Source organism: Bradyrhizobium sp. LMG 9283, assembly GCF_045571415.1.
Lineage (GTDB): Bacteria > Pseudomonadota > Alphaproteobacteria > Rhizobiales > Xanthobacteraceae > Bradyrhizobium.
This window is the reverse complement of record NZ_CP120691.1, coordinates 3,002,324-3,017,691: the sequence shown is the minus strand read 5'-3', so window position 1 is coordinate 3,017,691 and position 15,368 is coordinate 3,002,324. Positions and strand designations below refer to the sequence as shown.

The following is a 15,368-nucleotide window of genomic DNA, read 5'->3' as shown; positions in this document are numbered from 1 at the left end:
GGACGCACTGCCGACATAAAGTCGCGGCAATCGGAGGGCTCATCGGCCGCACCCACCCCGCCCCTTTCCCGGAGTTCTCATGTCTTCTGCCGACCGGCCGGCGACGCGCCTTGCGACCCGGCTTGCCTTTCTCGTTGCGGGCTTCGGCATCGCGTGCTGGGCGCCGCTGGTGCCGTTCGCGAAGGCGCGGCTCGCCGTCGACGACGGGGTCCTCGGGCTGCTCCTGCTCAGCCTCGGCATCGGCTCGGTCGTCGCGATGCTGCTGACCGGCGTTCTCAGCGCGCGCTACGGCAGCAGGCCGATCATCATCGCAGGCGGGCTCGGTCTTACACTGGTTCTGCCGCTGCTCGCGATCGCAAGCTCGCCCCTATCGCTGGCTCTGGCGCTCCTTGCGTTCGGCGCCGCGCTCGGCTCGATCGACGTCGCCATGAACATTCACGCCGTGGAAGTGGAGCGCGCCGCGGGACGCCCGCTGATGTCCGGCTTCCACGCCCTGTTCAGCATCGGCGGCTTCGCCGGATCCGCGCTGATGACGGCGCTGCTCTCGCTGCAACTCGGCGCCCTCGCCTGCACGCTGATTTGCTCCGTGCTGATGCTGATCGCGATGCTGGTGACCTGGCCGCGCCTGCTTCGCTCGGTGCAGGTGCAGGAGGGTCCACTGTTCGTGCTGCCGCACGGATCGGTGCTGCTGCTTGCACTGCTCGGCGCCATCACCTTCCTGGTCGAAGGCGCGATGCTCGATTGGGGCGCGCTGCTCGTGATCGGCGCCGGGCTCGTCACCGAGGCGCAAGGCGGCGTCGGCTACATCGTGTTCTCGATCGCAATGACCATCGGCCGGCTCAGCGGCGACGCGGTCGTTGCGCGCATCGGGGACCGCACGACATTGCTGTGGGGCAGCCTCATTGCGATCGTCGGCTTTGTGGCGCTGCTCACGGCGCCCGTTGCCGCGATCGCCCTCGGCGGATTCCTGCTGATCGGGCTCGGCGCGTCGAACCTCGTGCCTGTGCTATTCCGCCGGGCGGCGCGGCAAACAGTGATGCCCACTGGACTTGCGGTCGCGGCGATCACGACGGCAGGCTACGCAGGCGTCCTGCTCGGCCCTGCCGGCGTGGGCTTCGTCGCACAGCTCGGCGGATTGCCGATGGCATTTTGGCTGCTTGCCGCATTGATGGGTCTCGTCACGCTGTCGGCGCGGATCGTCACGGCGGAGCAGCGCCAGATGTCGCACGTCGATGCGTGAGCGGCCTTCCGAATTTATGGACGGAAGGGCCAGGAGCCGCAATGGTCCCATGCGGGGGCGCGAGTGAAGGCCATCGTCTTGGCATGTCAACCTAAACTCTTCTTTCACAGGGACTATTTTGGCAGGCCAAAGCAAGTTCAAGCCATCTGCGCCGGTCTGTCTGCCATGCGGCTTTCGGCCAGTTTACTGGACGCGTCGTTCTGCTAGACCACAACGAAATACCTTTTGACTCCCGTCGAGGGGGCAATGGCACGTGCCAGCTCAAAGTAGTCACGACTCGCAGATTTCATTCGGGCCATTTCGGCTGTTTCCAAAGTCCCGGCTCCTGGAGAAGGAGGGGGCGCCGCTTCATATCGGCGGCCGCGCGCTCGATATTCTGATTTTGCTTGCCGAGCGCCCCGGTGAAGTCATCGACAAGAGGGAGCTGGTCAAGCGTATCTGGGCCGACGTGAATGTCGACGAGGGCAGTCTGCGCTTCCACGTCGCAGCACTGCGCAAGGCACTCGGCGATACCGGCAAGTCGGCCCGTTATATCCTCAATGTGCCCGGCCGCGGCTATTGCTTTGTCGCGCCGTTCGCTCAAGCGGCTCCGCCGGTCCCCTCAACCTCAGCCGAAATCGTCACGCCTCGCTCCCTGCCTGCTCAGCTTGCAAAGATGATCGGACGAGAGGAGGTCATCGAGAAGATTTCGACCGGATTGACGCTGCATCGCTTCATGACGGTGGTCGGCCCGGGCGGTATCGGCAAGACGGCTGTCGCCGTCACGGTCGGGCATCGCCGCTCCGCGGATTTCGGCGGGCGCGTCTTCTTCGTCGATTTCGGCCCGCTGCGGGATGCCAGCCACGTCACGACCACCATCGCCTCGATTCTCGGACTAGCCGTCAGCGCGGAGGATCCGACGCCGGCCATTCTGACATTTCTGAGGACCGGACCGGCCCTGCTGATCTTCGACAGCTGCGAGCATGTGCTGGACACGCTGGCTCCGCTTGTGGAGCGCATCGTTCGCGAAGCGCCGCAGCTTCGCGTTCTCGCGACCAGCCGCGAGTCGTTCCGCAGCGAAGGTGAGCGGATCTTTCGGCTGTTCCCACTGGATTGTCCGCCGGAGCGCGAGGGCCTCGATGTCGCCGAGGTCCTCGCCTATCCCGCGGCTCAGCTCTTCGTCGAGCGAATCGCGCAGAGCTCGGGTCCGTTCCAGCTCAGCGCGGAAGAAGCGCCGCTTGTCGCGAATATCTGCCGGCGCCTCGACGGCATTGCGTTAGCGATCGAGCTCGCGGCGGGCCGTGTCAATGCGTACGGCATCGCCGGCACGGCCTCCCTGCTCGACAGCCGCTTTTCGCTGCAATGGCGGGGGCGGCGCACGGCCGTGCCGCGGCACCAGACACTCGCCGCGGCCCTGGACTGGAGCTACGACCTCTTGCCTCCGGCGGAAAGCGCCACCTTGCGGCGACTGTCGGTGTTCGCCGGTCCATTCGCGCCGGAGGCGGCCGCCGCGGTCGCATCCGGCGAGGGCCTCAGCACGTCGGAGACGCTGGAGGCGATCGACAGCCTGGTCACCAAATCGCTGATCTCGCCATCCGGTTCGCGGACGCTGCGCTATCGCCTGCTCGACACCACGCGCACCTACGCGCTCGGGAAGCTGAACGAGCTCGGTGAACTCAGGCAGTTCGCGCGGCGTCATGCCGAGCATTTTCGAGATTTCTTCGAGCAGGCGGAGGCCGATACATCGACACCGCTGCCCGAATGGCTCAGCATCTATGCGGGGGAGCTGGACAATGTGCGCGCGGCGCTGGATTGGGCCTTCGCACCCGAAGGCGACGCAAGGCTCGGCATCGCGCTGACGGCGGCCGCGGTCACGCTGTGGGTGCGCCTCTCGTTGTTCGCCGAATGCCGCGAACGCACCAGAACGGCGCTTGCAGCGCTCGGAGACACCGGGGGCGACGATCGCACCCGCATGCAGCTGCTGTCCGCGCTCGGCTGGTCACTGATGTATGGCGAAGGCCGCGCACGCGAGGCGCGCCCGATCCTGGAGACGACTCTCGCGCTGGCGGACAGGCTCGACGACAAGGATTTCCGGCTGCGGGCGCTGTGGGGCCTGTGCATCGACCAGTTTAACAACGGGCAATTCGGCAAGGCCCGTGCATTCGCCGATCGTTTTGCCAGCGCGGCAGCGAACTCCCCTGATAAGACCGACCTCATGCTGGGCGACCGGCTCACGGCTGTCGCGCTGCACTATCTCGGCGACCAGAACGACGCGCGGCAGCGCATCGACCGGGTCAACGCATCGCTGCACGTGCTGGTAGGGAGGCCGAAGATCTTCCCGCTCGATCTCAGGATCTCGACGCAATATTTCCGCGCCCGCATCCTGTGGCTGCAGGGTCTCGCCGACCAGGCCCAGGCGCTGGCTGCAAGAAACATCGAGGAAGGCCGGGCCAACGGCCACGCCCTCACCTTCTGCAGCGTGCTGGGACAGGCCGCCTGCCCGATCGCCTTCTGGGCCGGCGAGCTCGACACCGCGGAACGCCACGGCAGCGAGCTGCTCGAGCACACCGAGCGACACGCGATCCGGCTGTGGGGCCTGTGGGCAAGGGCCTTCAATGCGGCAGTCGTCGCCAAGCGCGGCGACGTCGCGATCGGCCTGCCGCTGCTGCGCGAAGAACTCAATCGCGCCGGCGATGCGCGCTTCCTGCCGCGCTTTCTTCCCCTGCTTGGCGAGCTAGCGGCGTGCTTTGGCGAAGCCGACCAGGTCGACCGCGGCCTCGACGTGATCGAGGACGTCCTGACCCGCTGCAACGACCGGCAGGAGCTCTGGTATCTGCCCGAACTGATCCGCATCAAGGGAGAGTTGATGCTCAGGAGCGCGCGGCATTCAGAGGACGCCGAGGCCCGCTTTCGCGAGGCCATGGAGATTGCCGGCCAGCAGGGCGCGCGCTTCTGGGAGTTGCGCTGCGCGATCAGCCTCGCGCGGCTCAAGATGAGGGCCGGCCAGAACACGGACGCTCTGACCGTTCTGGAGACTGCCTCCGGGTCGTTCACGGAGGGCGCCGAGATCGCCGACATGCGCATTGCGCACGAATTGACGGCGCAACTCCGGAACTGACGCGCAGCGGCGCGCCCTAACCTCCCACCGCAGCCGCACGCCGCGGCAGCTTCCAGCCGGGCCGGATGAAGTGGCAGGTGTAGCCGTCAGGATAACGTTCGAGATAATCCTGATGCTCGGGCTCAGCTTCCCAAAACTCGCCCGCGGGCGCGACCTCGGTCACCACCTTGCCGGGCCACAGGCCAGACGCCTCGACGTCGGCAATGGTGTCATCGGCGATCCGCTTCTGCTCGTCGCTCGTGTAGAAGATTGCGGAGCGATAGCTGGTGCCCAGATCATTGCCTTGGCGATTGAGCGTGGTGGGATCGTGGATCTGGAAGAAGAACTCCAGCATGTTCCGAAAGCTGGTCTTGGCGGGATCGAATATGATCTCGATCGCTTCGGCATGGCCTTCATGGTTGCGGTAGGTGGCGTTCTTCACGTGCCCACCGGTGTAGCCGACGCGGGTGGAGATCACGCCCGGCTGCTTGCGGATGAGATCCTGCATGCCCCAGAAGCAGCCTCCGGCCAAAACTGCGCGCTCTGTCGTCATCTGTCCGCTCCCAATTGATCGCTCTGCCCGTTCTACAGCTATCGCATCATATAGGCTTTCGGCCGCCTGGCCGAAAGCCACGCATTGCACGCGCGTCCACCCGGCTGCCGGAACCGGATGGACCCAAAGCGATCACCTCTAAACCAGCTTGGCGTCGAGGGTGATCGCGGCGTTGAGCACCTTCGACACCGGGCAGTTCTTCTCAGCCTCGCCGGCGAAGCGGGCGAAGCCGGCATCGTCGAGATTCGGCACTTTCGCCCGCAGCGTCAGCGCGGATTTGCTGATCTTGAAGCCCTTGCCTTCGGGCTCGAGCGTGACGGCTGCCTCCGTCGAGAGCTCATCCGGAGTGAATCCTGCCATCTGAAGGCCGAAGGCCAACGCCATGGTGAAGCAGCCGGCGTGCGCCGCCGCAATCAACTCCTCGGGATTGGTCCCCTTCTCGTTCTCGAAGCGGGTCTTGAACGAATAGGGCGTCTGCGCGAGCACGCCGGATTCGCTTGAGAGATGACCGGTCCCGTCGCGACCGGTGCCCTTCCAGACTGCCGTTGCCTTGCGGATCATCTCAATTCTCCTTGTTTGAATTCAGCACCGGCCCACCGTACCGGTGGAAGGCGGCATCCGCGTGACCGCCTGTCGCCGGCGCGCGACGACCTGATCGTCGGGCGGCGTGGACCAGGGATGCAGCTGCATCAGGTTGGCAGCTCCTGGCCCGCCTGCTCGCGGACGAGATAGTCGGCGTACCAATCCGGCCAGTTCTCGTCGTGCCCGCCGGTCCGCGTCTCGTGCTCGCCATGCGCGATCGCGGCACGGCGCAGCGCCGCCGCCAGATCGGCCGCCGACGCGAATGTCGCGCCGTCGCCGGCGATGCGCCCGGGCAACCGTGTGGTGACCTCCTGGAACAGCCAGCCATTGCCGTCGGGATCGCTGAACGATGCGAATGAGCTGTAGCTCCCGCGTTTCGGATCGACACCGCCGACCCGAACGCTGCCGAACAGATACGGCTCGTCGGGCCCGGCATGAACGTCCCCGGCACCGTGGAATGGCGCGCTGACCTCGATGCCACGGTCGAGCAGGTCCTGCCGGGCCGCTTCCAGATCGGAGACGATCAGGTACAGGCCTTGCGCCGAGCCGGGCGCTGCGGCGGTCACGTTCCTGCCGAAGATCACCGAGCAGGCCGAGCCGGGCGGCGTGAACTGGATCACGCGCCAGTCATCTCCCGACGCGAAATCGGCGTCCAGCCGCCAGCCGAGGCGCGCGTAGAACGCCTTGGCTCGATCGACGTCGGATACGGGGATCACGACGATCTCGAGCTTCATATCGACGCTGCGCGATGTCGAGGGCCTGGCTCCGGTTTCGCGCTCGATTTCGATTGTAGTCATGTCGAACTCCCGTGGTGTGAGTTGAGGCTGTCCTTCATGCGACGGCCGCGCATCACGATGGTCACGCGCGTGCCGCCCTGCCCCATCTCGCTATGCAACCGCGCATGGATGCTGCGTGCGAGCCCTTCGAGGATACGGCTGCCGGTGCCCTGAAGCGGACCGGTCGCACCAATGCCGTTGTCCGCGACTGTGCAGAGCCAGGCGCCGTCGCGGCTCGCCAATTCGATGCGGATCAGCGCACCGCTCTTGTTCGGGAAGGCGTGCTTTGCCGCGTTCGTGACCAGCTCCGTCAGCATCAGCGCGAGGTAATGACATTGCGCAGCTGGCAGCCTGCCGCGCTCGATCGCGGCTTCGCAGCGAATGCCTGCCGGCTCCAGCACCGCTTCGGAGAGGGCCCCGCATAGATTTTCGAAGAACGGCTCCACGGCGACCGCCGACGGATCGTGGCTGTCCGACAGGAGCTGATAGAGCCGGCCGAAGGCGACGATGCGCCGCTCGAGCCGGTCCACCGCCAGCGACACCTCCCGCGTAGCCGCGCGCGTGAAGTCGCGGCGAACTGACGTACCCAGCAGCGTCAGCGTGTTCTTCATGCGGTGGTGGGACTCCCGCAGCACGAGCTCCCAATCACGCGACTGATCATCGAGACTGGCAACGAACTGAGGTCGAGCGACATGATCGTTCGGCCTGGCGCCGATACCGGACATCATAGCCTCCCCGTTGGAATAGCATCTAACTCGAAGGCTATACTGGATGGGGCGGGCGCGTTTTGCCCGTTAGACGTTGCAAGATTCTGTTATGATCGGCGGCGCCCGCAATCTCGCGGCGGACGACCCGTGCATCGACGGTCAGGCACGCTGACGAATTGTCGCGGTCGCCTGTAAACCGCTCGCGTTTAAACAAAATTTGCGACGGACTTGCCGGTGCGCGCGGGCGTCGCCACGCGATTTCGCCACTTTCGGCCAGTTTACTGAACGTCTCGATCTGGTAGATCAAACTGCCGACTTCAGCTCATTCACTGGAATCATTGGCCCGTGCCGGACACTAACGAGCAGGATTCGGTCATTGCCTTCGGGCCGTTCCGCTTGTTCGCGAAATCACGGCTGCTCGAGAAGGACGGTGCCCCGCTTCACCTCGGCGGCCGTGCGCTCGACATCCTCATTTTTCTCGCCGAGCGCGCCGGCGAGGTCGTCGACAAGCGGGAGCTGATCAAGCGCATCTGGGCCGACGTGAACGTCGACGAAGGCAGCCTGCGCTTCCACATCACGACGCTGCGCAAGGCTTTGGGCGATGCCGGCGAAGGCTCCCGCTACATCGTCAACGTCCCTGGACGCGGCTATTGTTTCGCGGCTCCGCTGCTCAGGCCTGCCGCATCGGAGAGCCGGACCAGCCCGCCCGTCGCTTCGCCGCCCTCCCTGCCATCGCCGCTCGCGAAGATGATCGGACGGGACGATGCGGTCGAGAGGATCTCCACTGAACTTGCCGAGCATCGCTTCGTCACGATCGTCGGCCCCGGCGGGATCGGCAAGACGTCGGTCGCACTCGCCGTCGCGCAGGGCGAGCTTGCGAGCTTCGACGGCCAGGTGTGTTTCGTCGATTTCGGCGCGTTGACCGATGCCCGGCTCGTCCCCGGGACGATGGCGGCCGCGCTAGGTCAGACCGTCAATTCCGAGGATCCGATACCGGGCCTGCTAACGGTCCTGCGCAGCCGGCGGATGCTGCTGGTGTTCGACAGTTGCGAGCACATGCTCGACGAACTCGCTCCTCTGGCCGAGCGCCTCGTCCGCGAGGCGCCGCAGCTGCATATTTTGGCCACCAGCCGCGAATCCTTTCGCGCCGAAGGTGAGCGCGTCCATCGGCTGTTTCCACTGGACTGCCCGCCGCAGCGCGAGGGGCTCGGCATCGCCGACATCCTGGCCTATCCCGCAAGCCAGCTCTTCGTGGAACGCATTGCCGAAACTTTGAGCGAATTCGAGCTCCGCGAGGAGGATGCCCCGCTCGTCGCCGAGATCTGCCGGCGACTGGACGGCATTGCGCTCGCGATCGAACTCGCGGCCGGACGTGTCAACGCCTATGGCATTGCCGGGACTGCCTCGCTGCTGGACAGCCGCTTCTCGCTGCTCTGGAGGGGGCGACGCACCGCGATTCCGCGGCACCAGACCTTGAGCGCGGCGCTGGCCTGGAGCTACGACCTGCTGCCACCGGCCGAAAGCGCGACGCTGCGCGGCTTGTCGGTGTTCGTCGGACCGTTCACGCTGGAGGCCGCGTTGGCCGTCGCCTCCCGCCAGGGGATCAGCGAGCCCGAAGCGGTCGAGGCGATCTCAAATCTGCTCTCCAAATCCCTGATCGCGACCTCGCCGGCGGAGCGGCGGCTGCGCTATCGTCTGCTCGATACAACCCGCGCTTTCGTTGCGGACAAGCTCGTCGAGAACGGGGAAGCGGACCGCGTCGCGCGCGCCCACGCCGAATATTTCCGCGACTTCCTGCACGACATTGCCCTCAAATCCACGGGCATGCAAAGCGCGGGCGGCTTCCTCCCCTATGCCGACCATTTGCCGAATGTCAGGGCCGCGTTGACCTTCAGCTTTTCGGAAAGCGGCGATCGGACGCTCGGCGTCGATCTGGCGGCCTCGGCGGCGCAGTTCTTCCTCGAACTCACCTTGCTGACGGAATGCTACCGCTGGACCCAGCATGCGCTGGCGTCACTCGATACGAGTGCCGTGGACAGCCGGAAGGAGATGACGTTGCAGGCCGCGCTCGGCGTCTCCGTGATGTTCACGCAGGGCAATACCGACGCGGTCCGATCGGCGTTCACGCGCAGTCTCCAGCTTGCCCGGGAGCTCGAGGACCTACACTGGCAGCTCTGGCTGCTGCGCGGATTGCACATCTATCTGACCAGGGTCGGAGATTTTCACGGCGCGCTCGGAACCGGCGAACAAGGCGAGAGCGTCGCGCGAAAGCTGAACGATCCCGCCGCCACGCTGAACGTCGAATGGATGCTTGGCGTGGCGCATCATTTGATCGGCAACCAGGACAAGGCGGTTCGGTTCTGCGAGAGCGCGATGGTGCACAATCCCGACTCGCAACGGCTGAACATCGGGCATCTCGGGTATGACGACCGCATCGTCGCGCTGGTGGCGCTGGCGCGGGGCCTCTGGCTCACCGGCCGGCCCGAGCGGGCGATCGAAGCGGCGAAATACACGGTTCGCGAAGCTGAGCTGCTCGAACAGCCGCTCACCCTCGGCATCTCCCTGATCTGGACGATTTACGTGTTCCTCTGGGTCGGCGACTGGGATAACGCCGAACTTCTGATCGAGCGGCTGATCGATCATTCGGCGCGGCACTTCCTCGGCCCCTATCACGCGGTCGGCATTGGCCAGAAAGGCGAGCTCCAGCTGCGCCGCGGTGACATTGCCGGGGGCATCGAGCACCTTCGCCGCAGTCAGGCCGCGTTATACGCGACACGGCACCGGATCATGACGACCGTGTTTGCGACGGCGCTCGCGGAGGGTCTCGTTGCCCAGAATCGGCACGATGAGGCGTTGCAGACGATCAATGAGGCGATTGCCGAGATTCCCGATCATGGGGAATCCTTTGACATGCCGGAGATGCTCAGGGTCAAGGGCGACATCCTCGTACGGGCAGGCCATATCGCGGAGGCCGAGAACGTCTTGCGCCAATCGCTCGACCTGTCGCAGCGACAATACGCGGTCGGCTGGGAGCTACGCGGCGCGATCAGCCTTGGCCGCATCTGGCGCCAGGCCGGAAAAGCCGACGACGCACGCGACCTGCTCGCTCCACTCGTCGCGCGCTACCAAGAGGGGCTAGAGACGCGCGATCTGGTTGCCGCAAGGGAGCTGCTGGGTACTCTGAATTGACAGCATCTTCAACGGGATATCGCCTAAGTGCCCGCTCGCAACTCCTAACAACTTCTAACACGCCAAGCCGCATACGCCCCGCCATGGTGGCAACACTTCATGGTGGACATGGCGGGATATGGCGCTTCTTGACGATGTAATCGATGCCAGCGGCGGCTTGGCCCGCTGGAACAGCTTGAACCGGTTTACGCTCCACCTTTCCGTCGGCGGATCGCTGTTCTCCAGCGCCGGACACGCCCGGGAATTCAAGGATGTGACCGCGGAAGGTTCGACCCGCACGCAATCGCTCCGGTTCACGGGTATCACCGGAGGCGAATACTCCGGCTCCTTTCAACCCGACGCGATCACGATCGAGAGCCTGGACGGTGAAGTCCTGCGGACCTGGCGCAACCCGAGCCTTGCGTTCCCCGAGGTCGGCTTGCCTGCGCTTGCGGACGAACTGCATCTCGTCTTCTTCTGCGGCGTCGCGATCTGGAACTATCTGACCAACCCATTCCTGCTCGCCTATCCCGATGTCGTGGTGGAGGAGCTGTCGCCCTGGCGTGAGGGCACTGAGACGTGGCGGCGGCTGCGGGCGCAATTCCCCTCGCACCTCATCACGCTCGCGCCTGAACAGATCTTCTATTTCGACGAGAGCGCCCTGCAACGGCGGACGGACCACGATCTCTTCGGTATCAAGGTCGCACACCACTCCTGGGCTCATGACAGCTTCGGCGGCATCGTTGTGCCGACACTTCGGCGCGCGCAGACCCTGCAGCCTGATGGAACGGTCATCACCAAGCCCGTGTTGATGGATGTCGAGATCTTCGACGCCGTCTTCGAGTAGCGCTGACGGCCTCAAGTGTATCGGATTTGCGAGCGTCGAAGATGCGCTCCTGCGACGAGCTGTCACACCCGACGCACACGCACAAAATCTAACAGATCCTAATCACCACTAACGGGCGTCCTGGCCAGCTCACGTCTATCCTCTCAGCATGGAAAGCATTGGGTTTGCGCGTTTGCCGGCCGTTGCAAACGGCAGCGAAGCCCGGAGAGGACGAACGATGTCGATCAATTTGCACGCGGCGCATGCCTGGATTGATCTTTCGGCCGCCGCGCGAGATCATGAGATTCGCGCAACACGGGCGATTCCCCGCGAGAGCCAATGGCGTCGGATCGATCGCACGCCGGAGCAGGCGAGTGAGGGCATCACGATCTCGCGATGGGACGACCCGCGGAGCACCTCGTCGCACGAAGCGACGACGCCGGAGGATCGCTATTTCGTCGGCATTGCCCTGAAGACCACGCGCGCGAAGCTGACACGGAACGGCCGGATCATCTTCGAAGGCACCATGCCGGCGGGGTCGCTGTATGTCACCGCGCCGTCGCAGCCTCTCGGCGCGCAATTCCAGTCGCCGTGTGCCTTCCTTCACGTCCACATCTCCACGGATCATCTTCCGGCGCATGCCGACCGACTGAATGACCTCGTGCTGTTGCGCGATCCGCTCGCTGCGGAGCTCGCCAAGACGCTGATCGAACATGGTGATGCCGCGGACCGGCAGTTCACGCGTTGCATCGGCCAGACCCTGGCGATGCATCTCACCCGGATCGAGCTGCCGCGCGTCAGGGTCAATGCTTTGCCGAAATGGCGGCTGCGGCGCGTGGAGCAGTATATCGCCGAACATTTCGACCGCTGCATCAGCCTGTCCGAGCTCGCCAATGTCGCTGGCCTCTCCAAGATGCACTTTGCGGCACAATTTCGCGCCGCGACCGGCTACCGTCCGCGCGAATATCTCCTCACGCAGCGGGTCGAGCATGCGAAGGCGCTGCTCGCGACCACCGAGCGGCCATTGGCGGAGATCGCGCTTGTCGTCGGCTTCAGCACGCAGGCGCATTTTTCCACCGTCTTCAAGCGCATCAGCGGTCAATCGCCGGCGCGCTGGCGCCTCGTCAACGCCGGCGGACAGCCCGAGGCCGAAGCGCGGCCGAGGCGGCGTGCGCTTCCGGATCGGGATTGGATCGCCAGCGCAGCCGCGTAGCTGATCCGGCCGACGGGCGGACGATAGGAATTGCGAGATACGCTCCCTTCTTGTTCGATGCTCCCGCATTGATCTCACGGCTGCAGGACCTCGTGTCCCGGACAAGCTGCAACGCGCGAGCGTTGCGGCGCAGAGCCGGGGACCCAATAGGCGACACGGTAGCGCGCGGTGAGATGGGCCCCGGCTCTGCAGCGTATCGTCGAAGAGACGCTGCATTGCGTCCGGGGTACGAATCGAGGATTGAGGCTCGCTTCTCCCAAGTCGTCACTGAGGTATGGCCCTCGTAGTCCAAACACCTCTGTCATTCCCCGCGACCCGGCTGCGCCAAGGCTTCGCCGGGGTTGAGGTCCAGGAGCGCCGAAGCTTTAGCATAGGCGGCAAGCGCGGAATCCAGTACGCCGGGGCCTCTCGATTCAATCACAACCGTCTCGTGGTACTGGATCGCCAGGTCAAGCCGGGCGGTGACACCGAGTGTGTGGTGCAGACACGCGTCCACATCCTCACGGCTGATTTCGCCAGAGCTTCGTCGCTCCAACCTTTCGAGCCAAATCCTACATCGGATCGAACGCGCGGATCGGCGGCAGATTGCCGGTGAACTTCTCGACCTCGATGGTCGTCAATTGACCGGTGCAGCCCTGCGCCAGGGACGAGGTGCCGACGTCGCGGGTGAGCACGTTCGGATTGCCGTGAACGCAGAGCGGCGCCTCGTCCTCGGGATCCATCGGATCGTACCAGGCGCCGGTTGGAAGCTGGACCACGCCGGGCGCGATGCCGTCGGTGACGTGGACCGCAGCCAGGCACGCGCCGCGCGCGTTGAACAGGCGAATGATGTCGCCGTCCTTGATGCCACGCGCGTCCGCATCAACCGGGTTCATGCGCGCGATCTCGCGGCCGCGATGCTTTGAGCTAAGCGAATGTCCGCCGAAATCGAGCTGGCTGTGCAGGCGCGTCACCGGTTGGTTGGCGACAAGGAAGCACGGGGCCCCCGGCTTGGGCATGTCGGTCTTCTCCAGCCAGATCGGATGGCCCGGACAATCCGCATCGCCGTGAGCCGCGATCTTGGCCGAGAAAATCTCAATCCGCCCGCTCGGCGTCGGCAGGGCGTGATTGACGGGATCCTCGCGGAAGCGTCGCAGCCGGCCGCCGTCGTCGGGCTGTTGCGGCACGACCAGGCTGCCGCGCGCCCAGAACTCGTCGAAATCGGGCGCTTCCAGGCCACGCTTGGCAAGCGAGGCGCGGGTCGGCTCGTAAAGATGCTTCAGCCAGTCTCGCGACGTGCGCCCTTCAGTGAACGGTTCGCGCGCCCCGAGACGCTCGGCGAGATCGGCGAAGATGTCGTAATCGTCACGCGCGAGCCCGAACGGCTCGGCGATCCGGTGCATCGCAACCATCAGCGGATCGTTGGTGGAATAGCCGATGTCCTCCCGCTCCAGCGTCATCGTCGAGGGCAGCACTATGTCGGCGTGACGGGCAGTAGCCGTCCAGGCGAGCTCGTGCACGACCAGCGTATCCACTTGCGCGAATGCCTTGCGCAGGCGGTTGATGTCCTGGTGGTGATGGAAGGGATTGCCGCCCGCCCAGTAGACCAGACGAATGTCGGGATAGGTGCGCGTCTCGCCGTTATAGCGATACGTGCTGCCGGGCTTGAGCAGCATGTCGGCGATGCGCGCCACCGGGATGAAATCGGCAACACCGTTGCGGCCCTGCCCCAGCGTCGGGCCCGGCACGTCGTTGACACGGCGGCCATAATAGCCGATCGCTCCCAACGAATAGGCGTAGCCGCCGCCGGGAAGACCGATCTGGCCGAGCACTGCCGCCAGCACCATGCCCATCCACACCGGCTGCTCGCCATGCTCGGCGCGCTGAAGCGAATGCGAGACGGTGATGAGCGCGCGCTTTCCGGCAAGGCGCCGCGCCAGCTTACGGATCGCATCCGCCTCGACACCACAGATGGCGGCGGCCCATTCGGCGTGCTTGGCTTGCCCATCGCTCTCCCCGTTGAGATAGCGTAGGAAGACCGGCCAGCCCGCGGTGTAGCGATCGAGGAAGGCCTGGTCGTGCAGGTTCTCACTGACCAGCGTATGGACGATGCCGAGCATCAGCGCGGTATCGGTGCCGGGCACGCAGGTCATCCACTCGGCGCCGGCCTCGACCGGCAGATCATCGCGTTGCGGGCTGACCAGGATGAACTCGCAGCCGCGCCGGTGCGCCGCTGCCATGGCGCCGCGCTCGACATGCTTGCTGATCGAGCCGCCGGCCACCATGGAGTTCTTCAGCGCCATGCCGCCGAATGCCAGCACGATCTCGCTCTCGGTCGCAATCTGCTCCCAGGTGACGTTGCGTTTGGTGATGTCTTCGTAGCCGGCCAGAATCTGCGGCAGCAGCACCGAGGACGCGCCCGAGGAATAGGTGTTGACCGAGCGCACATAGCCGCCCATCGCGATGTTGAGGAAGCGATGCACCTGGCTCTGGGCGTGATGGAAGCGGCCCGCGCTCGACCAGCCATAGGAGCCGCCGAACACGGCGCCCGGCCCGCGCGTGTCACGGATGCGCGTCAGCTCGTCACCGAGGAGGTCGAGCGCCTTCTCCCAGCTGACGGAGACGAACTCGTCGCGGCCGCGGCGATCGTCGGGGCCCGGCCCGCGCTCGAGCCAGCCGCGGCGAACCGCCGGCTGGGCGATGCGCGCCTGATGGCGGAGCGCGCCGGGAAAATTGTCGATGATGCCATTCGGATCGGGGTCGCCCGCATAGGCCCTGACTTCGAGCCCGGCCGCGCCCTGACGCGCGGAGAACACGCCCCAATGCGAGGTGTGCGGCTTGAAGCCGTCCGACAGGTCGAGACCGGGGTCGGGAAAGCCAATCGTATCATCCATCATCTGATCCTTGTTCCGCTCCGGCCTGCAAATCGGGGGGGGGTAATATACCGATCCGCTCCGGACGTCGTCGAGATCAGCGTTGACGGAAACGCTTGCCTGCCCCGCGCAAAGCCAGCCTCAGGGGCGCCGGACACCGAGCGTCACAGCAAGGACCTGCACCTGCATCATCCGCGTGCGCAGCAATCGACCAGCAGCTCCCAGATCCGCTGCGCCTCTGCCCTCTTGTGGGTCTCCGGCACCTTCTCTGCGCTTGACCGATCACACGCAGCGATGGTGGGTGTTTCGCGAGGCACGATCCACCGCTCCGAGATCGGGTCGTACCATTTTTCGATATTCATCTCAGTCACGTCG

The 15,368-nt window shown here is 65.2% G+C and carries 11 protein-coding genes; 5 read left to right on the top strand and 6 right to left on the bottom strand.

All coding sequences use genetic code 11. The features are described 5' to 3' along the window. The first annotated feature begins 79 nt into the window (after positions 1-79). The gene (locus P6U29_RS13955) at positions 80-1,240 is read left to right on the top strand and encodes an MFS transporter (RefSeq protein ID WP_407118109.1); all 1,161 of its coding nucleotides are present in this window, start codon (positions 80-82) and stop codon (positions 1,238-1,240) included. A gap of 253 nt (positions 1,241-1,493) precedes the next feature. Continuing rightward, positions 1,494-4,337 carry an ATP-binding protein gene (locus P6U29_RS13950; RefSeq protein ID WP_407118108.1) on the top strand — a complete coding sequence of 948 codons (2,844 nt, stop codon included), beginning with the start codon at positions 1,494-1,496 and terminating at the stop codon, positions 4,335-4,337. Between the two features lie 16 nt (positions 4,338-4,353). Here the strand turns inward: P6U29_RS13950 and msrA are convergent, their stop codons facing one another. The 5 genes from msrA to P6U29_RS13925 all read right to left on the bottom strand — a co-directional run bounded on the left by msrA (position 4,354) and on the right by P6U29_RS13925 (position 7,241). Beyond that, positions 4,354-4,869: a peptide-methionine (S)-S-oxide reductase MsrA gene (gene msrA / locus P6U29_RS13945; RefSeq protein WP_407118107.1), complete on the bottom strand. Its 516-nt coding sequence runs from the start codon at positions 4,867-4,869 to the stop codon at positions 4,354-4,356. 138 nt (positions 4,870-5,007) lie between these two features. Beyond that, a complete protein-coding gene (locus P6U29_RS13940) occupies positions 5,008-5,430 on the bottom strand; it encodes an OsmC family protein (protein WP_122402152.1) in 423 nt (140 codons plus the stop codon). 128 nt (positions 5,431-5,558) lie between these two features. Then, the gene (locus tag P6U29_RS13935; protein WP_407118106.1) at positions 5,559-6,248 is read right to left on the bottom strand and encodes a VOC family protein; all 690 of its coding nucleotides are present in this window, start codon (positions 6,246-6,248) and stop codon (positions 5,559-5,561) included. After that, positions 6,245-6,952, bottom strand: a complete 708-nt coding sequence (locus P6U29_RS13930) for a sensor histidine kinase (protein ID WP_407118105.1) — start codon at positions 6,950-6,952, stop codon at positions 6,245-6,247. The genes P6U29_RS13935 and P6U29_RS13930 overlap by 4 nt, the downstream gene beginning before the upstream one ends. Positions 6,953-6,989: 37 nt before the next feature. Next, a complete protein-coding gene (locus tag P6U29_RS13925; RefSeq protein ID WP_407118104.1) occupies positions 6,990-7,241 on the bottom strand; it encodes a hypothetical protein in 252 nt (83 codons plus the stop codon). A 38-nt stretch (positions 7,242-7,279) separates the two neighbouring features. On the opposite strand from P6U29_RS13925, the gene P6U29_RS13920 reads away from it, so the two are divergent. From P6U29_RS13920 to P6U29_RS13910, 3 genes are all read left to right on the top strand, one after another. Next, the gene (locus tag P6U29_RS13920) at positions 7,280-10,123 is read left to right on the top strand and encodes an ATP-binding protein (RefSeq protein WP_407118103.1); all 2,844 of its coding nucleotides are present in this window, start codon (positions 7,280-7,282) and stop codon (positions 10,121-10,123) included. A 118-nt stretch (positions 10,124-10,241) separates the two neighbouring features. Next, positions 10,242-10,949: a hypothetical protein gene (locus P6U29_RS13915; protein ID WP_407118102.1), complete on the top strand. Its 708-nt coding sequence runs from the start codon at positions 10,242-10,244 to the stop codon at positions 10,947-10,949. Positions 10,950-11,166: 217 nt separating this feature from the next. Continuing rightward, the gene (locus tag P6U29_RS13910; RefSeq protein WP_407118101.1) at positions 11,167-12,141 is read left to right on the top strand and encodes a helix-turn-helix domain-containing protein; all 975 of its coding nucleotides are present in this window, start codon (positions 11,167-11,169) and stop codon (positions 12,139-12,141) included. A gap of 551 nt (positions 12,142-12,692) precedes the next feature. On the opposite strand, the gene P6U29_RS13905 is transcribed toward P6U29_RS13910, so the two are convergent. Further along, positions 12,693-15,014 carry a molybdopterin guanine dinucleotide-containing S/N-oxide reductase gene (locus P6U29_RS13905; protein ID WP_407118100.1) on the bottom strand — a complete coding sequence of 774 codons (2,322 nt, stop codon included), beginning with the start codon at positions 15,012-15,014 and terminating at the stop codon, positions 12,693-12,695. Positions 15,015-15,368: the final 354 nt, after the last annotated feature.